Source organism: Gordonia polyisoprenivorans (genome assembly GCF_017654315.1).
Taxonomy (GTDB): Bacteria; Actinomycetota; Actinomycetes; order Mycobacteriales; family Mycobacteriaceae; genus Gordonia; species Gordonia polyisoprenivorans_A.
The window spans coordinates 853,887-877,175 of record NZ_CP072203.1; the positions used below are offsets into that span (position 1 = coordinate 853,887).

29 protein-coding genes and 1 pseudogene are annotated in these 23,289 nt (G+C 64.4%); 15 read left to right on the plus strand and 15 right to left on the minus strand.

Going from position 1 to position 23,289, the window contains the following annotated elements:
- The first annotated feature begins 115 nt into the window (after positions 1 to 115).
- Entirely contained in the window at positions 116 to 466 is a 351-nt protein-coding gene (locus J6U32_RS03910; protein WP_208793635.1) for an ArsR/SmtB family transcription factor, read from the plus strand.
- Between the two features lie 14 nt (positions 467 to 480).
- Here J6U32_RS03910 and J6U32_RS03915 read toward each other — a convergent pair whose 3' ends face one another.
- The 3 genes from J6U32_RS03915 to J6U32_RS03925 all read right to left on the minus strand — a co-directional run bounded on the left by J6U32_RS03915 (position 481) and on the right by J6U32_RS03925 (position 2,151).
- Entirely contained in the window at positions 481 to 759 is a 279-nt protein-coding gene (locus J6U32_RS03915; protein WP_208793636.1) for a hypothetical protein, read from the minus strand.
- Between the two features lie 328 nt (positions 760 to 1,087).
- The gene (locus J6U32_RS03920) at positions 1,088 to 1,717 is read right to left on the minus strand and encodes a superoxide dismutase (RefSeq protein ID WP_006369159.1); all 630 of its coding nucleotides are present in this window, start codon (positions 1,715 to 1,717) and stop codon (positions 1,088 to 1,090) included.
- A 281-nt stretch (positions 1,718 to 1,998) separates the two neighbouring features.
- Positions 1,999 to 2,151, minus strand: coding sequence for a hypothetical protein (locus J6U32_RS03925; protein ID WP_014358428.1), 153 nt, complete (start codon positions 2,149 to 2,151; stop codon positions 1,999 to 2,001).
- A 161-nt stretch (positions 2,152 to 2,312) separates the two neighbouring features.
- Here J6U32_RS03925 and msrA point away from each other — a divergent pair, with 161 nt between their 5' ends.
- Positions 2,313 to 3,014 (plus strand): peptide-methionine (S)-S-oxide reductase MsrA, encoded by a 702-nt coding sequence (gene msrA, locus J6U32_RS03930; protein WP_208793637.1) that lies wholly within the window; start codon positions 2,313 to 2,315, stop codon positions 3,012 to 3,014.
- A gap of 9 nt (positions 3,015 to 3,023) precedes the next feature.
- Positions 3,024 to 4,154: a winged helix DNA-binding domain-containing protein gene (locus J6U32_RS03935; RefSeq protein ID WP_208793638.1), complete on the plus strand. Its 1,131-nt coding sequence runs from the start codon at positions 3,024 to 3,026 to the stop codon at positions 4,152 to 4,154.
- On the opposite strand, the gene J6U32_RS03940 is transcribed toward J6U32_RS03935, so the two are convergent.
- Positions 4,123 to 4,917 (minus strand): VOC family protein, encoded by a 795-nt coding sequence (locus J6U32_RS03940; protein ID WP_208793639.1) that lies wholly within the window; start codon positions 4,915 to 4,917, stop codon positions 4,123 to 4,125. The genes J6U32_RS03935 and J6U32_RS03940 overlap by 32 nt on opposite strands.
- Positions 4,918 to 4,971: 54 nt before the next feature.
- Between J6U32_RS03940 and J6U32_RS03945 the strand changes: the two genes are divergently transcribed.
- The 5 genes from J6U32_RS03945 (at position 4,972) to J6U32_RS03965 (ending at position 9,489) form a co-directional block, all read left to right on the plus strand.
- Positions 4,972 to 5,820, plus strand: a complete 849-nt coding sequence (locus J6U32_RS03945) for a S49 family peptidase (RefSeq protein ID WP_208793640.1) — start codon at positions 4,972 to 4,974, stop codon at positions 5,818 to 5,820.
- Between the two features lie 447 nt (positions 5,821 to 6,267).
- A complete protein-coding gene (locus J6U32_RS03950) occupies positions 6,268 to 6,600 on the plus strand; it encodes a rhodanese-like domain-containing protein (protein ID WP_208795938.1) in 333 nt (110 codons plus the stop codon).
- A 92-nt stretch (positions 6,601 to 6,692) separates the two neighbouring features.
- Positions 6,693 to 7,655 carry a DUF4328 domain-containing protein gene (locus J6U32_RS03955; RefSeq protein ID WP_338836993.1) on the plus strand — a complete coding sequence of 321 codons (963 nt, stop codon included), beginning with the start codon at positions 6,693 to 6,695 and terminating at the stop codon, positions 7,653 to 7,655.
- Positions 7,652 to 8,443 carry a glycerophosphodiester phosphodiesterase gene (locus tag J6U32_RS03960; protein WP_014358433.1) on the plus strand — a complete coding sequence of 264 codons (792 nt, stop codon included), beginning with the start codon at positions 7,652 to 7,654 and terminating at the stop codon, positions 8,441 to 8,443. Before J6U32_RS03955 ends, J6U32_RS03960 begins: the two co-directional genes overlap by 4 nt.
- A gap of 53 nt (positions 8,444 to 8,496) precedes the next feature.
- Positions 8,497 to 9,489, plus strand: coding sequence for a DUF5926 family protein (locus tag J6U32_RS03965; protein WP_208793642.1), 993 nt, complete (start codon positions 8,497 to 8,499; stop codon positions 9,487 to 9,489).
- A gap of 19 nt (positions 9,490 to 9,508) precedes the next feature.
- Here J6U32_RS03965 and J6U32_RS03970 read toward each other — a convergent pair whose 3' ends face one another.
- The 7 genes from J6U32_RS03970 to J6U32_RS04000 all read right to left on the minus strand — a co-directional run bounded on the left by J6U32_RS03970 (position 9,509) and on the right by J6U32_RS04000 (position 14,715).
- Positions 9,509 to 9,817 (minus strand): hypothetical protein, encoded by a 309-nt coding sequence (locus J6U32_RS03970; protein ID WP_244332564.1) that lies wholly within the window; start codon positions 9,815 to 9,817, stop codon positions 9,509 to 9,511.
- A gap of 118 nt (positions 9,818 to 9,935) precedes the next feature.
- A complete protein-coding gene (locus J6U32_RS03975) occupies positions 9,936 to 10,478 on the minus strand; it encodes a ferritin (protein ID WP_208793643.1) in 543 nt (180 codons plus the stop codon).
- Positions 10,479 to 10,572: 94 nt separating this feature from the next.
- Complete coding sequence (locus J6U32_RS03980) at positions 10,573 to 11,937, minus strand: LCP family protein (RefSeq protein ID WP_244332566.1); 1,365 nt, start codon at positions 11,935 to 11,937, stop codon at positions 10,573 to 10,575.
- Positions 11,938 to 12,097: 160 nt separating this feature from the next.
- Entirely contained in the window at positions 12,098 to 12,895 is a 798-nt protein-coding gene (locus J6U32_RS03985) for a CPBP family intramembrane glutamic endopeptidase (RefSeq protein WP_208793644.1), read from the minus strand.
- Positions 12,896 to 13,116: 221 nt separating this feature from the next.
- Positions 13,117 to 13,752 (minus strand): hypothetical protein, encoded by a 636-nt coding sequence (locus J6U32_RS03990; protein ID WP_208796358.1) that lies wholly within the window; start codon positions 13,750 to 13,752, stop codon positions 13,117 to 13,119.
- Positions 13,753 to 13,782: 30 nt separating this feature from the next.
- Positions 13,783 to 14,388, minus strand: coding sequence for a cold-shock protein (locus J6U32_RS27210; RefSeq protein ID WP_244332569.1), 606 nt, complete (start codon positions 14,386 to 14,388; stop codon positions 13,783 to 13,785).
- Positions 14,389 to 14,487: 99 nt separating this feature from the next.
- On the minus strand, positions 14,488 to 14,715 hold the full coding sequence (locus J6U32_RS04000; RefSeq protein WP_208793645.1) for a hypothetical protein: 228 nt from the start codon (positions 14,713 to 14,715) through the stop codon (positions 14,488 to 14,490).
- 151 nt (positions 14,716 to 14,866) lie between these two features.
- Here J6U32_RS04000 and J6U32_RS04005 point away from each other — a divergent pair, with 151 nt between their 5' ends.
- Positions 14,867 to 15,064: a hypothetical protein gene (locus J6U32_RS04005; protein WP_208793646.1), complete on the plus strand. Its 198-nt coding sequence runs from the start codon at positions 14,867 to 14,869 to the stop codon at positions 15,062 to 15,064.
- Between the two features lie 211 nt (positions 15,065 to 15,275).
- A pseudogene (locus J6U32_RS04010) lies at positions 15,276 to 15,966 on the plus strand (MspA family porin).
- A gap of 220 nt (positions 15,967 to 16,186) precedes the next feature.
- Here the strand turns inward: J6U32_RS04010 and J6U32_RS04015 are convergent.
- Positions 16,187 to 16,402, minus strand: a complete 216-nt coding sequence (locus J6U32_RS04015; protein ID WP_208793647.1) for a hypothetical protein — start codon at positions 16,400 to 16,402, stop codon at positions 16,187 to 16,189.
- Positions 16,403 to 17,508: 1,106 nt separating this feature from the next.
- Here J6U32_RS04015 and J6U32_RS04020 point away from each other — a divergent pair.
- Complete coding sequence (locus tag J6U32_RS04020; RefSeq protein WP_208793648.1) at positions 17,509 to 18,099, plus strand: SMI1/KNR4 family protein; 591 nt, start codon at positions 17,509 to 17,511, stop codon at positions 18,097 to 18,099.
- A gap of 243 nt (positions 18,100 to 18,342) precedes the next feature.
- Here J6U32_RS04020 and J6U32_RS04025 read toward each other — a convergent pair whose 3' ends face one another.
- A complete protein-coding gene (locus tag J6U32_RS04025; RefSeq protein WP_208793649.1) occupies positions 18,343 to 18,798 on the minus strand; it encodes a hypothetical protein in 456 nt (151 codons plus the stop codon).
- Between the two features lie 162 nt (positions 18,799 to 18,960).
- Here J6U32_RS04025 and J6U32_RS04030 point away from each other — a divergent pair, with 162 nt between their 5' ends.
- Together J6U32_RS04030 and J6U32_RS04035 are read left to right on the plus strand one after the other, a co-directional pair.
- Entirely contained in the window at positions 18,961 to 19,242 is a 282-nt protein-coding gene (locus tag J6U32_RS04030; protein WP_208793650.1) for a hypothetical protein, read from the plus strand.
- A 29-nt stretch (positions 19,243 to 19,271) separates the two neighbouring features.
- Positions 19,272 to 19,583: a hypothetical protein gene (locus J6U32_RS04035; protein WP_208793651.1), complete on the plus strand. Its 312-nt coding sequence runs from the start codon at positions 19,272 to 19,274 to the stop codon at positions 19,581 to 19,583.
- Positions 19,584 to 19,711: 128 nt separating this feature from the next.
- Here the strand turns inward: J6U32_RS04035 and J6U32_RS04040 are convergent, their stop codons facing one another.
- Positions 19,712 to 20,350 (minus strand): DUF6461 domain-containing protein, encoded by a 639-nt coding sequence (locus J6U32_RS04040; protein ID WP_208793652.1) that lies wholly within the window; start codon positions 20,348 to 20,350, stop codon positions 19,712 to 19,714.
- A 4-nt stretch (positions 20,351 to 20,354) separates the two neighbouring features.
- Positions 20,355 to 20,825, minus strand: coding sequence for a hypothetical protein (locus tag J6U32_RS04045; protein ID WP_208793653.1), 471 nt, complete (start codon positions 20,823 to 20,825; stop codon positions 20,355 to 20,357).
- Between the two features lie 355 nt (positions 20,826 to 21,180).
- Here J6U32_RS04045 and J6U32_RS04050 point away from each other — a divergent pair, with 355 nt between their 5' ends.
- Positions 21,181 to 22,587, plus strand: a complete 1,407-nt coding sequence (locus J6U32_RS04050; protein ID WP_208793654.1) for a hypothetical protein — start codon at positions 21,181 to 21,183, stop codon at positions 22,585 to 22,587.
- Entirely contained in the window at positions 22,584 to 23,147 is a 564-nt protein-coding gene (locus J6U32_RS04055) for a hypothetical protein (RefSeq protein WP_208793655.1), read from the plus strand. Before J6U32_RS04050 ends, J6U32_RS04055 begins: the two co-directional genes overlap by 4 nt.
- Positions 23,148 to 23,289: the final 142 nt, after the last annotated feature.

Sequence of the window (23,289 nt, forward strand, 5' to 3'; positions counted from 1 at the left end):
TATTACGATAACCGTCAAATTACGATGATGGTCAAATTTCACTGCCGTCGAGGTATGATGCGTGTCGTAGTATGGTGGCGTCGCACCGAGTAGGACGAGAGAAGCGGGCCCTGAATTGGCTACCAAGACCAGCGAGCGCATCACTGATCACCTGCCGGCGCGGGATATCACGCTGCAGGGCCTGCTCGATGCTCTCGCTGATCCAGTGCGACGAAGCATCGTGCGCCAGCTCGCCGAATCTGAACACGAGATCGTCTGCGGCGCATTCGATATCGATGTCACGTACTCAACACGAACGCACCACTTCAAGGTTCTGCGCCAAGCCGGAATCATCGAGCAACACTACGAAGGAACCATGAAGATGAACACGCTCCGGCGCAGCGATGTCGACGCGGCCGCGCCGGGACTGCTCGACGCCGTCATCAACGCGGCCAGCCGCGACGCCCAGCGGCCTCCCGCCCCCTAATGAGTTGCGGGAAATCAGCGCCGCCAGTGATCCGGTAGATCGAGAATGTCAGCTGCGGAACGCTCGGTCGGGTCGATGCGATCGAGTTCTCCCGCGCCGCTGATCGACAAGTGCGGCAGCATTGGCATCGGGCGGATTGGCCGATGGGCCCAGGGGTTGATGTCTCGTTCCACTTCAAACACAATTGGATCGTCGCCGTAGTGCCTGCACACGCCCGCTGACGCCCCACGACCGGCGCGCTGGCCGTCGCCGATCAACGTTCGGACACCCACGCCGCTGCCCGTTGCGCCCATCCCGAACGATTCGGCCGCACCGACCCCTCCCCCAAGATCTGCGGCATGCCCGACACGGCCTGGATCAACACACCAGAGGAGCGTTACCCGACAAACACCTGATACTCACTGGTCTCAAACGCCTTGACAAGTTCGGCGGACACAACCGCAGGGTCTGGCGCTCCAATTACCTGTCACCGCTCATCCGTCGCTTCGTCACCTGACGACCAGAATCTGGGACACCAACGGTTCGCCGAGGCAACGATCGTGCCTGTAGGGGGCCTGCACAACGGCCGACGGCGGCCGACCCGCAGAGGGTCGGCCGCCGTCGGCGGTGAAGACGAAGAACTCAGGCGGGGACGATGAGGCCCTTGCCCTGCGAGGTCGCCCGGCCGAAGCGCTCGGCGGCGTCGGCCCAGTTGACCACGTTCCACCAGGCCTTGACGTAGTCCGGCTTGACGTTCTGGTAGTCGAGGTAGAAGGCGTGCTCCCACATGTCGAGCATGACGACCGGGATGATCGCGGCGGGGATGTTGCCGCTCTGGTCGGTCAGCTGCAGGATCACGAGCTTGCCACCGATGGTGTCGTAGCCCAGGATCGCCCAGCCCGACCCCTGCAGCGTGGTCGCCGCAGCGGTGAAGTGGGCCTGGAACTTGTCGAAGCCACCGAACTGGTCGTCGATGGCCGCGGCCAGGTCGCCCTCGGGCTTGTCGCCACCGTTCGGCGACAGGTTCTTCCAGAAGATCGAGTGGTTGGTGTGGCCACCCAGGTGGAACGACAGGGTTGCCGACAGTCCGTAGACCTTGCCGGCGATCGAGCCGTCTGCACGAGCCTCGGCCAGTTTGTCGAGGGTGTCGTTGGCGCCCTTGACGTAGGTGGCGTGGTGCTTGTCGTGATGGAGCTCCATGATCCTGCCGGAGATGTGCGGCTCCAGTGCCGCGTAGTCGTAAGGGAGATCCGGCAAGGTGTATTCAGCCACGGTAATCCTCTCTGCGCACATACCCCCTTGGGCACATGCCGTTCGGGTGTTGCTTTCACTATCGACGCGCGCGTGATCGCCCAGGGTGGACGCCGCCTCGCGGATGCTTCCAGCCTTCCCCAGTGTTTGTGGGAATGCAACAAACACGGCCCAACAAAGTTCAAGCAGGGTTGAGGTATTGACGAGGTGTGGTCAACGAGAATCCAAGAAGCACAATGGATTTGCGGGATTCATACCGGGTATCGCTTCGCTGTGAGCGAATCGCTCCGGATGCTGCACCCTCACCAGAGGGCGAGCGCGACGAGCAACACGACGAGCGCGAAGATGCTCAGACCGATGCCGATGCACGACGAGCGAACGTTGTAGGTGGGGCGGGGAATCGACTGGCCACGCGTGAGCGACGGACGAAGATCGTGGGTCGCATCAGTGGCCATCGTCGTCCTTACGGGTATGCGGGTCGCGTGGTGGACCAGGCGCCTCGGGGCTGTCGAGTCGGACTTCTCAGTGACGGATATCACAGCGGTCTTCGCCATCATAAACACACGGGCAGTTCGGGCTCAACTTCGCACCCGGCGACCCGCGTAGACTGGACGGCATGTCGTGGCTTGACGAGCTCCTCACCTCCCGCTCCGGAAAACAGCAGCTGATCTCGGCCGATGCGGCGTTGCCGGGTCGTGCGACGCCGGTCCCACTCGCCGCGGAGAACATCGTGTTGCACCACCCGATGCGTGGTGAATCCGCCGACGACGGACCCGGCATCGGCGTCTTTCCCGACGGGCTCTCGGCGGTTGTCCTGGCCGGCGGTTGCTTCTGGGGTATCGAGGAGATCTTCTGGCAGGTTCCGGGAGTGTGGACCACCGCGGTCGGCTACGCCGGCGGTTACACACCCAACCCGACCTATGAGGAGACCTGCACCGCTCGCACCGGGCACACGGAGTCGACGCTGGTCGTATTCGATCCCACGCAGGTCAGCCTTGAGAAGATCCTGCAGATCTTCTGGGAGAACCACGACCCGACGCAGGAGATGCGGCAGGGCAACGACATCGGCACCCAGTACCGTTCGGCGATCTTCACCCTTTCCGATGCCGACGCCGAGACGGCCAAGGCGAGTGCGGCCACCTTCCAGAAAGCACTCGACGCCGCCGGTCTGGGGCCGATCACCACCGAGATCGCAGCCCTCGAGCGGGCCGGTGACGGACATTTCTACTACGCCGAGGACTATCACCAGCAGTACCTCGCGAAGAACCCGCACGGGTATCGCTGCCACGCGGCCACCGGCGTCACCTACCCGACCTGATCCGCGGCGGTGCTCCCATCCATCACCGCCGGGCAGTGGAATCGCACACTGCTGCGTCGTCAACATCTGCTCGCCCGCGCCGATGAGGACGCCATCGAGGTGATCGACCGGCTCGTCGGCATGCAGTCGCAGGACCCGAAAGCCGCTTTCTTCGGATTACAGTGCCGCATCGAGGGTTTCGAACCCGACGAACTCGATGAGCTGCTCACCGACCGGGAGGTCGTGCGGATGACGTTGCTGCGCGGCACCGTCTTTCTCGTCGACGGCGCCGACGCCCGCTGGATTCGTCCGCTCGCGCAGCCGGTCCTCGACGGCGAACTGCGCTCGGCGCACGCATCCAAGCTCGCGTCGACCACCCCGGCGGCGGTGATCGACGATGCCCGGGAGTTGTTGGGCGACGGCCCGCTCGGAGGCGACGAGCTCGGACGCGCTCTCGCCGAACGGCATCCCGGAGAGAAGCCGTCGACGCTGACCGCGATGGCACGATGCGCATTGCCGCTCGTGCAGACCCCGCCGCGCGGGCTCTGGCGGGGCAGTGGCCGCCCGACCTATGCACTTCTCGACGACTGGATCGGTCCCGGTGACCCGGCGCTCGACGGCGAGGAAGCCCGCCGCGAACTGATCCGGCTCTACCTGCGCGGCTTCGGCCCGGCGTCGGTAAGCGCGATCGGAAAGTGGTCGGGGCTCAAGGGGTTACGTCCGCTCGTGGAACAGATGGAGCGCGAGTGGGAGCTGGCCGCCTACACCGGACCGCAGGGGCAGACCCTTTACGACCTCGAAGGTCTCGACCTCGCCGACGAGGACGAGCCCGCGCCCGTCCGGCTGATCGCGCCATTCGATCACGTCCTCGTCGCCCAGGGCGATCGGGCCCGCATCGCCGACGACGACCTGTTCGCGCGGACCGTCACCCCCAACGGGCGCTCCCCGGGCTTCGTCCTCGTCGACGGCCGGCTGGCCGGCACCTGGCGGATACCGCCGGGCACCGACACCGTGGAGACCGACCTGTTCGGTATGCCGAGCCGCGTCGTGCGGACCGAACTCGACGCCGAGATCACCCGATTGCGGGAGTGGGTGCGTCGAAGCAACACCGATGTCAGCAACACCGATGTCACTGCCCCGTCCGCGGATTCCGGTCGGTGATGCAGTAGTACCTGCCGACCGGGTCGGCCATCACCGTCCACGACGGGTACCGCGCCACGACGCGGGCACCCCAGTCCTCGTGACGGCCCACCTCGTCGTCGACCGACGTGGTGGCCAGGTCGAGATGGGCCGACGCTTGCCCGGTGCCCCTGTTGGTATCGGTGCCCTTGTCGGTTTCGGTGCCACCGCCGGAATCACCTGCGGAATCCAAGCGCTGCAACAGGATTCCCAGGCTCAATGCGGGGTCGCGGCGTAGCGCGACGAATTCGGCACGCGCCCGCTGGCTCGTCGGCCAGCCCGTCAACTGTGACCAGAAGACGACCTCGCGATCGAACAGAGATGCCGGTACATCGATACAGATCTGGTCGATGATCGAGATCGTGTCCTCCGGCCACCGGATCGGACGGGCACGACGCGGCGAGCCCACCGCGGGCACCAGGCAGAACCGCATACCGGCGGGGGAGTCGTAGACCAGATGGGTCGGGTGATCGGCGACGAGGGTCGCCCCCAGGTCGCCGGCCTCGATGGCCGCGGCCCGCGGGTCCTCGACGTGGATGTCGAGGTGAACGCCACCGGCGCCGTCCTGCACCCGCTGCACCCGCAGATGGGCGTCGCCGCTGAAGGGCTCGAGCGTGGCGAATTCGCGGTGCTCACCGCGCGGGGGTGACACCGTCGATCCGGTGATCGCGCGCCAATAGGTGACCTCGGTCCCGAATTGCGACGCTCCGAAGTCCAGGAACGCCGTGAGCCAGCGGATCTGCACGTCAGCAGTCTAGGTGGGGGACCCGCATCCCACCGATGCCCTAGGCTCGGTGGGATGAGCCGTGGACCGCTGGGGCGGATAGCGAAGAAGCTGGCGCACAAGCGGTCGGACAAGGTTGCCGTGGTGCGCCTGGACGGGGTGATCGGCCATGGCGGTCCGGGGCGGCCGGGATTGTCGACGACGAGCGTCGAGCCGGTTCTCACACGCGCCTTCGGCATCGAGCATCTGCGCGCGGTCGTCATCGTCATCAATTCGCCCGGTGGGTCGCCGACGCAGTCGGAGTACATTGCCGAACGCATCCGGCAACTCGCCTCGGAGAAGGGCGTGCGCGTCCTGGCGTTCTGCGAGGATGTCGTCGCCTCCGGCGGGTACTGGATCGCATGTGCGGCCGACGAGATCTATGCCGCCCACACCTCGCTCGTCGGCTCGATCGGTGTGGTGTCGTCCGGCTTCGGGTTCGTCGATGTCCTCGGTCGGCTCGGGGTGGAACGGCGTCTGTACTCGGCCGGTGAGAACAAGGTGCGGCTCGACTCCTTCTCGCCGGAGAAGGCCGACGACGTCGAATGGTTGCAGGGGTTGCAGCACCAACTCCACGAGACGTTCATCCGGTGGGTGCGCCAACGCCGCGGTAAACGACTGGCCGCCGACGAAGACGTCTTGTTCACCGGGGACGTGTGGATCGGCGAGCGGGCTGCCGAACTGGGACTCGTCGACGGCATCGGGGTCATGCGGTCGGTGGTGGCCGAGCACTATCCCGACGCCGAGATCACCGTCGTCGACGCCCCCAAACCGCTGCTCGCGCGGATCGTCGGCGATCAGGTCCGGGCGTCGGTGGTCGCCGAGGAGTTGATCGGCGGCGCGGTGAGTGCGCTCGAACGTGCCAGCGCGGTGCGGTTGCGCTGACGGGCCGAAGCCGGCTCGCGGTGCGAATTCGGGACACTCATGCGTGCTGTTGTGACGCGAATCATCCGTGCGGCCGGTTGTTGTCCCCACGTTATCCACAGGATGTGGGGATAACTGTGAACTGCTCATTTCGCTCAAGCGCTGCACTGTCGTGAACTGTTTGACGCGCTGCTGTTGCAAACTCGTGACCGCCGTCACAGTGGGTCGGTTGACCGTGTCCGGTTCTCCACAGATTCCACAGTCTCATCCACACCTTGATGGTCTGCTGTGTCTCAGGTCACAGCAGGCGTGCACGTGCATGTGGATAGCATTATGCAGACCTACATAGTCGGCGGTCCGGGTTTGGACGAATGTCAAGTCGGGGTGTAGTGCGGTGGATCGCCCGCCGGCCTTCTCGCGGCGGCGCGGTCGGCGGCGCCGCCCCTGTGCGACGATGGATCGGTGAGCATGGGCGAGATTCCACAGGTTCCCGTGACCGAGCTGCCGAACGACTTCAGCACCGCCACCGACAAGGTACTGCTCGACGTCCGTGAGGACGACGAGTGGGTCGACGGCCACGTCCGCGGCGCCGTGCACATTCCCCTCGGCGAGGTCCCGGGCCGACTCGACGAGATCGATCCCGGCACCGACCTCTACGTCATCTGTCACTCGAGCGGGCGGTCGATGCGGGTCCTGCAGTATCTGCTGCAGGTCGGCTACGACGGCAGCTGTGTGCGTGGCGGGATGCTGGCCTGGCGCGAGAACGGCAAACCGGTGGAAACCGGATCGGGGCCGGTCTGAGGATGCTCGACCTCTGCCCGCGTTGCCGCATCCAGGCTCCGCACCGCGACGGACGTGACCGCTGTCCCCGGTGCGGTGGTCCGCTGACCGTCGTGGCCTCCGACGCCGACGCCGCCGCGGTCGTCGCCGCCCACCAGCAGGCGCCGAGCGCGCCGCCGCGTCCGGCCGCCTACGGTCCGGCGGCTCCGCAGCAGTCCGGTGCGCGCCCGACCGGTGTGCGCCCACCGTCTGGTCCGCCGCGGATGTACGGCGGCCGCCGGGTGCGATGGGTGGCCCGCCGCCCGGCCGACACCCTGCCGCCGCCGCGCCCGCCACGGCGTACCGGCCCGCGGCTGATCCCGCGGTACGTCTACCTCCCTCGGTGGGGTCTCGTCGACACCCCGGTCACCGAGGATGAGCCGCGCAACTCTCCCGCCCGCCTGGGGGTGGCACTGACCGGTGCCTTGCAGATCGCCGGGGCCGCGTTCGTCGCGTCGACGTGCGCGCACCTGCTGCGCTATCTCTTGCTGGTGATCAACCGATCGACGACGCTGCCCGGCTGGTTGATCGGTCTGAGCACGGTGCTGGTGTTGGCCGCGGGCATGCTGGCGATCGCCGGATTCGTCTACGCGACCGTCGTCTTCGTCCGGTGGGTTCTGGCCGTGCGAGCCGAAACCTTCGGCGCGCGGGGGTTTTTCGACCCACGTCCGCGGTGGCAGAGCATTCCGCTGGCCGCGGTCCCGCTGGTCAATGTCGCCGGCGCCGTGCTGCTGTTGCAGGAACCCGCCGAGATGCTCGACGACGTCGCTCGCAGTGCCGCGCGTACCCGGTTGCGCAAGCTCTGGGTGGGTTGGACGGTGGTCAACGTGATCGCCGTGCTCACCGGCATCACCTGGTGGGTGGGTGCGGCGTCCGGCTCCATCCAGACCGGCGCGAACGCCCTGTTCATGGTCGTGCTCACCGCGGCGGTCTCGGCGGCGTTCGCCTTCTGGGCCGCACATCGGTTGCCCGCGGTGTTCTCGGGGAGCTCCGCCGAACCGAAAGTCCCCGCACACCGATGGGTGGTGGTCGCATGAACCTCGCCGAGCAGGTCTCGCGGTCGGGTAAACCGGCGGTCGTCGCACATCGCGGTGCATCTGCCGATGTGGCCGAACACACCTTGGCCGCTTACGAACTCGCGCTCGAACAAGGTGCCGACGGACTCGAGTGCGACGTCCGCCTGACCGCCGACCACGAGCTGGTGTGCATCCACGACCGCACGGTTGACCGCACCTCCGACGGCACCGGCATCGTCAGCGAGATGACGCTGGCGCAACTGCGCGAACTGGACTTCGGCAGCTGGCATGCCGGGGGTGGCCCGGCCAAGGTCCTGACCCTCGCCGAATTGCTGACACTGACCCTGGACTGGCGTCGCCCGGTGCGGTTGTTCATCGAGACCAAGCATCCGGTGCGCTTCGGTAGCCTCGTCGAACAACAACTGCTATCCACCCTGCACGACTTCGGTGTGGCGACCCCGCCGTCGGCGGATCACAGTCGGGCCGTGGTCATCTCGTTCTCGTCGGCGGGGGTGTGGCGCATCCGCCGGCACGCGCCGATCCTGCCGACCATCCTGCTCGGCGAGACCGCGCGCGTCCTCGGTGGCAGCGCCGCGACCGCCGTCGGCGCCACCGGCATCGGCCCGTCGGTGGAGACGCTGCGGATGCATCCCGAACTCGTCGACAAGGCCGCCGCCGCGGGCCGCGTCACCTACTGCTGGACCGTCGACGAGGCGGCCGACGTCCAGCTGTGTGCCGACCTCGGCGTTCGCTGGATCGCCACCAACCACCCGCAGAAGGTGCGCGACTGGCTCGTCACCGTCGACTGACGTGCAACAGGCGCACGCGTCGGCGCCGTCGGCGTCCGTGAGAGGGTGGACCCATGGGCAAGAAGAGCAAACGGGGTAGCGGGCCGCGTCCGGGAAGTAATCGAGCCGAGCGGGTGGCCGCACGCAAGGCGCGGGCGGCGGCCGCGCTCGAGCCATCGCCGCGCCCGTTCGCCGGTCTCGCCGCCGAGTGTGACCTGGTGGCGTTGCGTGCCTTCGTCCCGTCGGCGACCGCGGTGCTCGACCTCATCGAGCCCGGACCACCGCAACCGGAGTTGACGTCGGTGATGCCCGACGACACCACGCCGGCCCCCCCGACACCGGATCCGACGCGCAACAACGTCGCGCTGGCCACCATCCTGCCCGGCGCGGTCGCGGCGATCACCCGTGAAGTACGCGGCGCCACAGAGGGTTTGGCGGCATTGCAGACCGATCCCGACCCCGATGACCTGAATCGGGCGCTCGCGGCGGCCATCGAATGGGCTGCACACACCGGCCCCGGAAACGAGTACCGGCACGGCGGCGAGGAGACCGATGGCCCCGAGCTCGCCGACATCCTCGACGTCGACGCGCAGCTGCCGATCATCGTGCACAACGATTTCTCGTGGTGGTTCCCGCCGGGCAACGAGATGCCGCCGGAGATCGCGGCGATGCTCGAGCGCGCCAACGAAACCGTGCTGCCCACCGCCCGTATGCACGTCGACAGCGGCAACGGGGCACCCTGGTGGGTCGATGCCGGAGAACGGGCTCACCTGCGCTGGGTCCGGCCCGAACCGGAGGACGACGTCATGACCGCCCTCGCGCGACTGCACGCCGCAGGGCGGCTGACGCTGGGGGAGGGGTCGCGCTTCGCCGGATCGTTCCGCACCCACGGACTGCTGGTGCCGGTGTTCGACCTCGACAACGAGCGTCATCACGAGGAGTGGTACGACGCGCTGGATCAGTTCGACGGGTGGCTCACCGATGCGCTCGCCGAGACCGCCGAGCTGACCATCGAGGAACGCAGTTCGCGCGACGGCATCCGCGGTCGGCAGGTCACGCTGCGCTGAGGCGCGGCGCGGTGGGCCGTCAAATGCGCGGCACCCGCGCGCGTGTACGACGTCGGCGGGAGGCGGCGGCACCGAAGGTGACCAGGACGATCGCCACGATCGCCGCGGCCAGGCTCGCCGATGGCCACCAGCGGGCGAAGCCGTCGGCGATGGCACTGCCGCTGGCCGAATGCGACCACGTGCTCGCACCCAGCAGGAACGCCACGGCCAGGAAGGTCACGGCGGTTCCGTACACCGCCGCCATGGCGGCGAACCAGCGTGGCACCGTGGTGCGCCGGTCGGCTCGGGAGCTGATGCCTCTCTGAGGGTTCACACGCGATGAAGCCATGGGCCCACCCTGCCCGACGCTGCTGAAGAATGGCTGAATATCGGCAGAGTTTCTTCCTGATCGGTGAACAAAACCGACTATTCGGACACTCGGTCAGGGTGGTATGACGTGCCCATCGTCAGAGGTTGCCGCCGGCCGCAGTGGGCGCAGTGGCATCGGGTGCGGCCGGACCGTTCACCTCGCGCTCGACGAAGTTCTCCAGATCGAACAGGTTGCCGTTGGCGCGCTCGGCGATGGTCTGCAACGTCGTCATGGTGGCGACCTCCTCGACCTGTTCCTTCAGGAACCACTGCATGAACTGTTCGCCGAGATAGTCGCCGCTGTCGCGGGCCGACTTGGCCAGGTCGACGATCTGCTGGGTCACCCGACGTTCCTGTTCGAGAGCCAGGTCGATGGGAGCTCGATAGTCGGCGAAATCGTTTCGCGGAGCATCGATTCCGGGGATTTCGACCTCCATGTCGCGGTCGAGGAAATACTGCACGACCATCATGGCGTGGTTGCGTTCCTCCACGGACTGCGCATAGAAGTGCTTGGCCAGCTGCGGCATGTCGTGGTTGTCGTAGTAGACCGCGACGGCGATGTACTGCTGCGACGCGGCGAACTCGTTGCCGATCTGGTCATGCAGCAACTGGTGGAACTTGGTGCGTTCGGGAGTGCTCATAGCGGACAGAGTAGAGGGCGTGAGCAGGGCATTTCATCCCAGTGAAGCCTTAGAAAGGCAAGTCTCGCCTATCTTTTGGGCTTCCCGGATGGTGTCAGCCGGCCGGTTGGTCGAGGTATTCCCGGGGAATCTGCTGACCTTGGCGCAGGGCGTCGAAGAACTGTTTCGTCGTGTCGTCGACGGCCAGCGAACTGCCGTCGTCGGTGTCCACGGGACCTCCGTTGGGGGTGGTGATCGTCTGCGGTGAACTGCGTAGCCACCACGCGAGCCGCGCGAGATCCCAGATGTGCGTGCCGTTGTCGACGGTCAGGGTATCGACCGTGCCGTTGACGAACGGGAACAGCCGGAACGGATTCAACAGCACCGACGGGCTGGTCGCCTTGGCCATCAACGCCGCCAGGAACTTTCGTTGGTTCTGCACGCGCATGAGGTCGGCGTCGGCGAAGGCTCGGGTGCGCACGAAGCCCAATGCCTGTGTGCCGTTCAGGGTCTGGCAGCCGGCTTTGAGATTCAACCCGGCCTTGGGATCTCGCAGAGGGGTGTCGATGCACATGTGTACGCCGCCGACGGCGTCGACGAGGGTGTCGAAGCCGCCGAATCCGATCTCGGCGTAGTGGTCGATGTGCACCCCGGACAGTCCTTCGACGGTCTGGATCAACAGGGTCGGGCCACCGAAGTTGAAGGCGGCGTTGATCTTATGGCTGCCCTGCCCGGGGATCGGGACGTAGAGATCACGCGGGATGCTGATGATCGTCGCCTTCCCCGACGGCGGCTTGTAGATCAACATCATCGTGTCGGTGCGCGCTCCCGAGTCGTCACCGGTCGACAACTGTTTGCGTTGCTCCTCGGTGAGGCCGCTGCGCGCATCGGTGCCGACGATCAACCAGGTGGTCCCCGGGGTGCTCGCGGGCTTACCGGCGTACGGGGCGAGTGCGTCGACCCGGTGCAGTTTGGAGTCGTAGTAGAACATCAACGCCACCGGCGTGATCACCAGGACGAGTAACAGCACCAGCAGGATGGTTCCGACTCTGCGGCGGGTCAGGCGACGGGCGCCACGCGGGCGACGCAGCGCGCGCTTGCGCCGGTCGGGTTCCTTGGGGGCGACCGGACGCGGGGCGTCGGGGCGCGGCCTGCGCGGCGGCGCGTCGGAGGCGGATCGGCTCTGCGCCGGCACCGGCTTGCGGGTCGGGCGCTCGCGCCCGGGGATCGGCTCGGGCTGTTGTGGCGGTGCGTACCCGGGGACGCCCGAATAGGCCTTAGGTGGTTCGTAGACGTCGCTGCGCGGACGGTTCGGTGGCGCGACCCGGCGCGTCGGGTCGGCGGCGTCGGGTGCTGCAGGTGTGGGGCGTCCGGGCGGCCGCGGGTTCTGCGGAACCGGGGGTCGGCGATCGGCGCCGCGCGGGAATTGGCCCGGCGGGTACGGGCCCCGGGGGCCGTGGTGCGGAGGAGGTGGTCCCATCGGTGCCGGATTCCGCCGCGGCGGGGCGGGCGGAGGACCGCCGCGTCGTCCCGCATTCGGCGGTTCTGGCTGGTTCACCTCATTGAATGTACCGACGGCTCAGGCGTGTCCGTGTCATTCGTGCGGTTGTGTTCGGGGTCGTGACCGCAGGGGGCGCAGCTCACCCCACCCACGACAGGTGGTTGTGCAGCAGTGCATATCCGACAAATGCGACGACGTCGATGACCGCGTGCGCGATGACCAGCGGCCATACCCGGTTGGTGAGCTGGTAGTACCGACCGAAGATCAGTCCCATCACCACGTTTCCGATGCCCGCGCCGACGCCCTGGTACAGGTGATATCCGCCACGCAGTATCGCGCTGGCGGCCAGCGACCCGTTCTCCGACAGCCCGAGTTGGCGCAGTCGCGTGATGAAATACGCGACGACGACGATCTCCTCGGCGGCCGCGTTGCCGATGGCGAGCAGGATGTAGAGCACCCAGTGCCACCACGGGCCGGGCTCGCTGGGGATCAGATGTGCGTTGATCCCCAGTGCGCGCGCGACGGCCACCAATCCGAGGCCAGGCAGGCCGACGACCGCGGCCAGTAGCAGACCGGGCGGGATGTCGGGGGTGCGGATGCGGCCGAGGCCCACACGGCCGAGGATGACACCGCCGCGCCACAGCAGATACGCGCCGAGAGCGCCTATCGCATACAGGCGGACGGCGCTCATGAGTTGTCGGAGGAAATCGATCGCGCCCACCGTGGACTGGCTGGGATTCAGTGCCACCGTTGCGTTGCCGACGCCGCTGGTCATCTGCAGCTCGATCAGCGACAGGATTGCCGAGATCGCCGAGAATCCGAAGGTGAGGATGCCGACGATGACCAACTCGATGATCAGCCCGCGGCGCTCGCGCCGGTCGGTGACCACATCGACGACCTGCTGTGCTGCGGGACGCACGAGGGACGAGAGTCGCATGGGACGTCAGCCTACGGGGCGGATGTGTGAGGCGCGGAGATCCGGAGGGTAGGGGTGCTGATGGGGCATTGTGTGCGGTCGGTCGCCTGTTTTCAGTCATCGGGTGAGGTATCCGAGCGCCGTGACCTGGGGTTTTGCGCCGAGGCTACTTTGAGAATGACTGAAAATAGGCGAGAGGGAGGAGACGTGGGGCGAGGCCCGGTACCCCGTGACGCGATGAGTCAGGTGTATCGAGGTGGTTCGCTCGTGGGGTCGTCCACGACGACGTCGATCCGAGTGTCCGAAAGCAACTCGTCGACGGCCCGGGTGTTTGCGCCGATGCTTGCGAAATGCGGGTCGACGTCCTTGGTGATGCACCAGGCGCGATCGCTCGGCCAGATGAACGAAGGCAGTGGCAGCAGCTTTTCCAGAGGCGGTTGGTGCGCACCGGACTCACTCGGTTCGGTCCACGCGAAAAGATCTGAGCTGCCGCGAAATAGGTAGTAGCTGCGGACGATCGTCTCGGAATCAAATACCCCGCCGCGCAGGTCCACCTGCGCGGCGGCTGTCGACTTGTACTCCGGGTAGGGCCACCCCTCCCAGATCAGGAAGTAACAGTACTCGGGAGTGGCGGTGTGGTTTCGCAGGAGTGATGTCGCGACGGCAATCTGCCACAGTTCGGTTGGGCCAGAGGCGATGTGGTCGGGAATCTCGGCGTCGCTCTCGCGCTGACCGACATAGGCGGGATCGGGGATGAACCGAAGACGCGCGGTCCGTTCATACCCGAGTGGACCGCGTGCCGTCAGGTCATACCACTCGCGGTCCTGATCAAGGATCCACTGCGCTGCCGCCTCATCCGAGCACGGCTGTACCGACATGTGCTGTGTCCTCTCCTCGGGTGTCCTCGTTCAGTGACTGCGAATGTTGTTCGCCCGGTGCGGGTATTCGTCGACGCCACGCTCCTCGTACTCGAACTCCACCTCTTGCCCGGGGGTCAACGAGCGGAATCCGTCACCGACGACCTCGCTGAAGTGCGCCCATGCACCTCCGGGTGTGGCCTCGGAATCGAGCACACCCCAACCGTCCTCGCTATGCCAGACGCGAACGGTACCCACGGTGCTGGGCAGACTCGGCTTCTCCACTTGCGGAACCTGCGAGTCGTCGATAACGGCTTCGCGCATCGTCGTCAAGCCGTCGGGTCCGGCCTTGCCGACGCTGTTCCACAACGTTCCCGAATATGGAGAGGGAGAACGCTTCCCCGGGGTAACGCCGACCGACCACACAGCATGGATCAAGAAATCGCATCCGTTGACAGGGATTTCGGCACGTGAGTATTCGAACTCCACCTCGGTTCCCGGCCGGAAACCCAACATGGGCCCAACGCTGTGGTCGGCGACAGCTTCGCCCCTGATGCCGAAAACGTCTGCCGAGGCAGCACCCGGCAGGGAAGGGGATGCGACGATGCCCCAGCCCTCGGCCTGGTGCCAGACGGTCACCACTCCTGTTGTCGACATGCTCTCACGCTAAAGGGCGGAATGGTTCTGCGAAAGTGATCTTCGGCTGGGCGCGGACACGGAACTTCATTGCCCATACGGACTCCAGGGCAACAAGATTCATGTGCCGTTGTCGGGATCGAATGGTGGGGGCGCTGTGTCTCCGCCTCCACCTGTTGATTTGGCATCGCGTTGCTGGGCGGCGATAGCGCTGACGATGGCAGCGGCCAGCAGAATCAGCAATACCTGGCCAGTGGTCTCGCCGGCAGATTGATGAGTTGACCGCACCGCGACGAGCGCCGCGGCCATCACCACGAAGAACCAGGACAGCGGAACCGTCTTGGACACTAACGAACTCCAATCGATCGGAGAATCTGGTGGAGGAGAGCTTTCTCATCGTAGGCGTTCGGGTCGAGACTTCTGGTCGACGCCGATGAGTGCTGATCGTGTTGACACTGTGCAACAGTGGGGTGTGCGAAACGCAGGGGTGTGGATTCCGGTGGCAGTGGCTGCAGTCGTCCTCGCTTTCGTCGCTGTCGCAGGGTGGCTGGCGTTTCGGTGGTTCGAGGCCGGAATGTCCGGCGAGTATGTCACCGAGGACGCCGACGAGGCCGTATGCATCGCAGGAGTGATGGGTGTGCGTCTGAATGTCGGCGATGTCGAGTATGGCGAAGTGACCTCGCAGATTCAGGGATAGCCAATGGCATATCTCATTGTCAAAGCCGATAACGCCTCTGCGCGAGACGCGATCATTCGAGACTCTCGTGGTCGGTGCCATGCCCCCTCGTGTGTTCAGGTTGTCAAGTGTGCGATTCTCTGTTCGAATTCTTTGCGGTAGTGAATTCCGGGATCACGACAGCCGCCATGTGGTGGTCCTCGCGCATCGGCACAGTGACTTGGGGGTCATCATGAGTAGCCTGGGTTCGTTGGATCATCGTCGGTCACGTCACCGCCTGTCACGCAGCCTGTTTCAGGGTGTCGCGGTGTGCGCGGCGGTATCGGCGCTATGGGCCGGCGGTGGGGGAGCGCAAGCAACGCCGACACCATTGGCCTCGACCTATGATCACGACACCACCGATGACGGCTGGAACATCGAGTTACGGGCCAACGAGTTGGTGGTGAACCCGATGAGCAACATCGCCAACGCCGCCACGAGCCGGGAAGGCTGGATCTCTGCCCGGGTCGGTGCGAAGATTTCCGGCAACGGGAACCAGCCGGTGAATTCGGCTGTGCTCGAACAGTTCCTGGTCGTAGGCTGCCAGATTGACGTCTCCGACGGTGCCACCCTCGGCCTCGGGTTCTCCGCCGGCCCCAACGTCGGCGTCACCATCAGCGGAGTCCCCGGCGCCACCGTCGGCGCCTCGGCGTCGGTGTCGCGGTCGATCTCGGCGAAGATCGCGCCCGGCAAGATCACCGAGATCTCGCTCGGGAAAAAGACATTGACCACCGATCATGCGTCCATCCGGATCAAACGGGCTCACGTCTCCGTCGACGGCTGCCTCGGCCCCCACCACCGTCCGGGTCATCGCCCGTTTCTCGGTATCCACCCCCACCGCCGACGACACATTGAACGTCTACAGCGCCCGCACCTGGCTCTAACCCACGTCGCTCATAAACTCCGATAGCCTCCGGCTTTCCCCTTGAAGGACAACGTTGTGATGCCCCCTACCCCCAAACCCCCGGCACGAGCACGGCGGCCAATGCACCTGGTGACCGGTGTGCTCGTCCTCGCCGTGATCGAAGTCATGGTTGCGCTGACCGCCTCGACACCTGCTGGTGCGGAAACCCCCGCCGAACGGTGTGCCCGCGAAACCGCCGCCTACAACCAGACCTGGAAACAAGGCTGGGTCGCCACCCACCCCGGAAAATCCATCTCCGACGCCCCGGCACCCACCCCGCCGTACGTATGCCAAGACCCCGCAACACAAACACCCACCACCACCCAGCCGTCGGTGACCGCGCCGTCGATGCCGACGACCACCACTCCCGGTTCTGGTGGCGGACCCAACATCAACGCCCACGGCGCAACCGACATCCCTGCACCCGGAACGACGCCGATCGTCCCGGTACCATCTCAAACTCCCGCCGGTGCGGGATCACCGATAGTCGAGAACTACTCCAATCGCAACTTGAAATGCGCGCCTGGTTACCAGATGACTCCACCCCCGCATGTGGGCAATGTCGCAGAAACGTCATCGCCATACTGCGTCCAGTACTCGCGCCTAGGGCGGGTTGACCCCCCGGGCCTACGGAATTCAGGAAGTAGCTTCATGTGGTGTGATAACAAACGATTCGAAGTGCATTATCGCGCAGTCAGACAGTCGAACTACTCAAATTAGTGGCGATGTAACCGCTAGTTCGGCCTACCTGGCTGCGACCGCAGGTGTGTCGGTTAGCAAGACGCAGGGCTACGAGGTACGCTGCGAATCCCCTCCGATGAAGGTGGGTCAGCGGTTCTATGCGTGGCCCGACTATAATCTCACGATAGTTCGGTACTACCAGCCGGCGATAGAAACGCCAGCTCAGGAACACATTGCGAAATTCCTTGAACCCGATAGGGGAGTAACATGCGGACTGTCCTGAGGAGGATTAGGTGGTATGTAGCGGTCGCCATGCTGGCCTGTATCGGGACCGCCCTCATTGGATGTGACACAGGCAAAGGCTCTGCTCCCTCATCGCAAACTGTGACCGCCTCGTCTGAATCGGAGACCACGAGTGGCTATTCAACGCTCAGAATTGCGGACTTAATCGGAGAGACTCTTGCCCAGGCCAATTCGGCGTTGGGTGTGAATAGCCGACCGCGAGGCGACTACCCGCCTGTCAATGGTTATGATATAACCCCCCCGTTCAATCATGGGCAGGCGTCGTCAGAGTCGCTCTTCGATGATTCTGTGTGGACTGTTGTTAGTGTTTGCGCGAGTACGAAAAACACGATCCATCTCGGAGTTGTATTGACTCGTATTGTTGATCAAACTGAAGAGCTGAAAAGTGCGATTAAGCAGAAGTCGAACTCTTACGCAGGCAAGCTCTTCGAATGTCCTCAGCCGCCTTCCGCTACGGTCAGGGTTGCGAGGCAGTAGTTGGCGCGCCGTAAAGGGCTATGAGGGCTTTTCAGGATTGACGTGCGAGAAGACACTGAAAGTGAGCCGTCAAGTGGTGAACTGGGAATATCTCATTGCCCGTCAGCGGCAGCTCAACGACGCGCTCGTCGCGTCCGGGCTGTTCGACGAGGACATCGCCACGATCACCTACCCTCCTGCACCCGAATCTGAGATCGTCGCGGCAGAGGAACGTCTCGGTGTGCATCTCGATCCCCACTACCGGGAACTGCTACAGATCACCAACGGGTGGCGACACCTCTACCGGTGGCAGAACCTGCTACCCGCCGGCGACCTCGGCGCCGACATCCACAACGACAACGTGATCCAGTCCTGGCACGCCGTCGAAGAGGGACACAGAGCATTCTGGACTTCCGGCGGCGATCCGGCGAATGACCCCGACGGATATCCCGGCTACCAACGTTTGCTGCCCATCGGGGTGAAAGACCCAGGGATCGGTGGACTGCTGGTCATCGCAGCCATACCCGCCACCGAACCCGCGCCCACAACCCCCGGAGTCGTGTTCGACACCGCCGACGACCCACTCGTCACCTACCCGAACCTCGCCGCCTACATCCAGGCACGCAGCGACGACGACTACCAGCTACTCCAGACCCACGGAATCAGCATCTAAGCCCATCCCGTCCGAGTACGCTGCCGGATGCACCCACCAACATCACCCCGTGGGCTGCGAGATCGACTGACGATCACAACAAGGAACTGGCTCTAGAACTGCCTGGACCGGTTATCGGGGACCTGCCAAGTGCTTACTCACGAGGCCGGCGGCATGCGATCAGCTCGCACATCCTCGCGGAGGAGACGCCTGGTGTTGCAGACGTGAAGCCCTGTCTTCCTGCGTCATCTGACCACTTGCGTGTTACAGACTGCCAATCGGAACGTGGGTCTCGCCCTTGCACCACGTTGCGACGTGAGCGACGAGGTGTGGGGCCAGGAATCCGCCGTCGTCGCTCCACGGCCATGCCACGTGGGCGCGGGCCACCTGATCCTGGACGAGATCGGCAATCGTGGTCAGAACGGTTTCGACGTCGTTGTCGATTTTGACGCCGGAGCCGGACATCCCGAGACCTTGCCGGCCACGGCCCGCCACCGAGACATCGCTGAGAAGAAACACCCATCCGTCATTGCTGTCATACTTCGCGACCCAGTCGATTCTCTGGATCTCTCCGTTGTACTGGCGTACGTGCAGGTCGTGTCCCAACCGGTTCAGCGCCTGAGACCACACATCAGGAAGGGCCGATTCGGTGATCTCCACACCGCGCGCGGGTGTCCATGCCGCGGTGAGTACTTTCTCGTTAGCATCGAGGTAGCTCAACCGATCCTCACGTCCAGAAGGAAGCCGAGCCCGGCGAGCGCGATCCACAGTCCTTGAATCCATCCCACAGGGCGATCCTAACGTGCTGAACATGGCAATCTCGCGATTGGTGGCCTCAGGTCCTGGCCGGCGCCCGACGATGTTTCGGTACTCTCGAACGGTATGAGCGGCACCATCAATCTGGCTGATTGTGCGGTAATCGGCCACTGCGAGAACAGAATGTCTGGGATCGGAACCACAGATGCTCTGTTGGTGTTCGCTGGAATGGGGCTGATAGCTGTCTGGATGGTGATGCTGCCGATCGCTCTGTGGTCCGTCGTTTCGGAGCCCACGGGCAAGGCGGTCGGAGTGGTGTGGGCTGTCGTCATCATTGGGTTGCCCTTCATTGGAGCGACAGCCTTCTGGTGCCGCAACCGCCGCAGATTCGGCACCCCTCTGAGGTGAAACCCTCGTCGAGCACGCAGGGATGTCTGGTGGGCGGTCTTGGCCTGCTCGTCGGGGCAGTGGTCGGCGTCTTGATCCCCTTACCGTTGGCGCTGTTCCTGCGACACTGGTTGGACCTGCCAGAGATCAATGCGACCCCAGGCAAGAAGGACCTCACCGTCACCTACTGGCTGCCCTGGACACTGAGCTGGCTGGCCGCGAATCTGCCAGGTGTTGCCCTGATCCTGTGGCCACGAACCCGCCGCGCAGGCCGCTGGTTCCTCGCCGGGTCGTTGGTGACCAGTACACCGATCTCATGGTTCTACTTCGGACTCGAATACTACGGGGTGGGATTGAATTGATCGGGTGTCCGCACTCTGCGCCAGTGAGGGCATCGACCCCGTTTATGAGTGACAGGGTCAGGTGTTCTCGCCGGCGATCTCGTGCAATATCGCCAAACCAACTCCGCAGGTGCTCAGGTTTCTCCTGATTATGGGCGCGGCAACTGCACGCGGACAAATGTAAATGTGGCATCCGCGATGGCCGTTGGTTGCAGCTGAACCCCGGTCAGCCGTTCCATCAGCGCGAATGTTGCTGCGCGGTTGTGCTTCCTGCCGTCCAGTAAGTGGTCATTCGGTGCTTGGTCAAAGCCGGATTTTCGCATCAAGGTGGATAGGGTGGTCGACATGTTCGGTTCGTCGGTCCACAGGTCAACAATGCCGAGTGTTGGTTCGAAACTTGCTGCGAGCCGTCCGTCTTCGTAGATCTTGAAGGTGCCGCTGCCGTTACCGTCGCTGTAGTAGTGACTTACGATACGACGTCCGTTGGACAAGGGTAGAGCGATCTGGGGAGTGACTCCGGCGAATCCGTTGACCTCGAACAGGACTGTCCACGAATCATGCTGGAACAGCCCGACCAGCGATCTCTCTGGGTCCCAGTCGTCGTAGGAGCGGAATCGCAGCTCTTCCCGGAAATTCATAGATCCCAGATCCTCGATTACCGGAAGCTGAGCGAGCACGTCATCAACGTTCGCGTTCTCGACGAGGGAAAGGCAAAAGGCTTGGAACTCTCCGGCGGTGCCTGCGTTTTCTGTCCAGAGGTAGTCTTCGTACGTTATCTGTCGTTCCATGCCGTCACTGTAGCGTCATCGGTGAAGCCCTATTGTTCTTGCGAAATGCGTAATTGATCAGGGCCGATCCAATGACGGCGAAGGACACGACAACTGCGAACGGAACGGCCGTGATGAACAGGCCGAAGTCGGGCATGCACAACTCGACCCGACAGGAGAACTCGCCGCCATATTCGCGAGCCTGAGAGATGGCGAAGGCCATCGCCATCGCCCACATCGCGGCGAAAGGTCCCGTCGCGGCGACACTGCGACCGAAGAGGCGTAGTAGCGCGGTGCTCGCCAGCAGGACACCTGCAGCCGTTGCAGCTTTCACGTGATAATCCGCAACGAAATGGGCCGCACCGATGATCGACGATTGATGTGAGCGCAGGTAGTACCCGGCAAATGCCCAGGGGACCGCGATGGTCGCGACAACGTGCAGCACCTGCCAGACTCGGCGCGGCATTGCCGTTTCACGGTCGTCGTGGTCGTCCATGGGTTCATGGTGTCATGGCGCCGGATGCGGGCAAGTCCGCTGGGGTAGTGAGGTTTCCGTGGTGATGTCAACTGACCTTGGGGTGTCTGTGCCTTCGGCTCAAGCGTGGCGGAGAGTCCACGAACCGCGTATCCGGCTCCGGTGCTTGTGCTAGCCTGCGTTCCATGTCGATTCTGCAGAAAGGCGCATGAGGCGCCACCGCACTCTCCGGGTGCATGTTGTGGAAAAGTCCGTCATGGACAAGGCGATGTCGCCTCCTCGGGTTGGGGCGGTCACCGAGTTCCCGTTGTGCTTCAGCGAGATTCGATCGTCACCGTCGGATGCTCCGAAACGCGATGTCGTGACGGTGCGCGGTGTGCTCGATCTGGACGCGCGGGGGCCGACACATATCGCCGATACGGGAACGTCTGACGGCAGGTGGTGGTGGCGCGGCGTGCTGCGCGGCGACGGTTGGTCGGCGACGTGGCACGGCGAGCGGCCGAGAACCGGTCACGTCGAGGTCACCGGCCAATTCTCCTCAGGTCTGCATCTGGACACCGGGCGCGTGCGCGGACGGATCACCCGAGTTCAACTGATCACCGTGGCGTATCGGCAGACTGCTGACGGTGGCTGGGAAACGGAGACCGAGGCGCCGTGGTCCTATCGTGATGTCGAAGTCATGCCACAAGGCTTCGACCACGATCCCACCCTGAATTCCGACGGGCTCTGCATTTGGGACACCGCCGGTCTGATCGACCTGGACCTTGACGACGTTCCGCCTGCGCAGCTACGGCCCCGCATCGTCCCGAGTTCGCTGTCGGCCGACGGGGATTCGCTGTGGGTTGTCGATGCCGAGTTACCGATCGTCGTGCGCTACGAGCCGGCACGCGCACAGGCAACGGAGTATCTGTTGCCTGCACCTTCGGAAGCCTTCCACTCGGTTGCGGCGGCGTCGCTCGGGTGTTGGTTCTTTGGCGAATCGGGTCTGTTCTGGATACCGATAGCCGGTGCGGGGCAGTTGATTGACAGCCGCCGTGTCGTACACATCGCCGCTCATGGTGACGTGGTGCTCGTCCAGACAGACGATGACGTGTGGACGATCCATCGCGTGGATTCAGCGCCGATCACGGTTGATCTAGCTGTTGCGAGCGACGCCGTCACTTCGATCGGGATCGATGATGCAGTGTCTCCGGGATGGATCGTCGCACTACATATGTGGGATAAGACATCCGGAGCAACTCGGCTCTTTCGCGTCTCGACGACGGGCACGGTGACAGTGGGGCCGAAATTGTCGTCGCCAACGAGATACGCACCAATGTTTCTGGCGGGCAAACCGTTACGTCTCTTCCTCGGTCGGCAGGTGGCCACCGTGAACAACGATCTCACCCTCGCACCCGCCGAAGAACTCGCCGACGAACCGCTGTACGGCGGATGCCTCGGCGACGAAGCCTGGATCTCGGCGGTGGTCAGCGGATTCGATGGTGACACCTCGCCGGACAATATGCGCAGTCATGCGCTGTCTGGTGGTCCTCAGGAGCGACGGGTGGTGGTGACCATCATCGATCCGTGCACCCTGGTGACTCTTCATCGTTGGTACGTCGACCGAACCCCTATACGGATCGCCCGAAACAATCAGGGATTCTGGCTCTGCGAGAACCGACGATTGATCCGCCTGCCCGACCCGCCCGCACAGGCGCAGCAGGTCGTCGACGTCGCCGAAATGGTCCGTGACTCAGTTCTTCCCGCAGGACCGGGCACCGATGGCGGCCAAGGATGGCGATGATCCTGCCGGTGTACGTCGACTACCGCGCGTATCGGCAACTGGGACTGCCTCGCTTGGGCCAACGCGTTCACTGGCGCCTGTTCTGGAACAGCGAGTTCGCCAATTGGTGGTCGGGTCTTCGGCCGGGATTGCAGATGGCGATGACTCTCTACCCAACGCCGGCGGCGCCGCCGATCCGGATGTTTGGCCTGAAACGCGCGACGGTCAGTGGGATCGCCGTACGCGGCGGGGCACGGATTGATTGCCGTGGGTATGACGTCTTTCCGGACCCAATGGTTCTGACCGGGGCAGTGAAAGCCCTTGGCACCTCCGCGCCGTCGGACACTGTGATGGCTGCCGTGACCTCCGGGATGGTGACCCGCATGCAGCTCGTGTCGGTCGTCATGGACTGTCGAACGTCGGAGAACCTGGTCATGACGCGCTCTCTTGGATACTTCCAAAGCCTCCGGCCGATAGCGGGAATGGAAGTATTAACTGAACTTGGCGTCGCACCAGAGGTTCTCGCTGCAGGAGCAACCAGTCAGGAGTTACTTCTCGTCGACCTGGAAGTGGGTGAGTGAGCACGAGCGTGTTGAGTGAGGTGACTCATCGCCCGCGCCGGTACCCGGTACTTGGGAGCAGATCCAAACTCTGCCGCTCTCGACTCTGTTACAGCGGAGTGGCGCGAGCCCATCGCGAACCCCAAGCCCGTTCGTCGGCGGA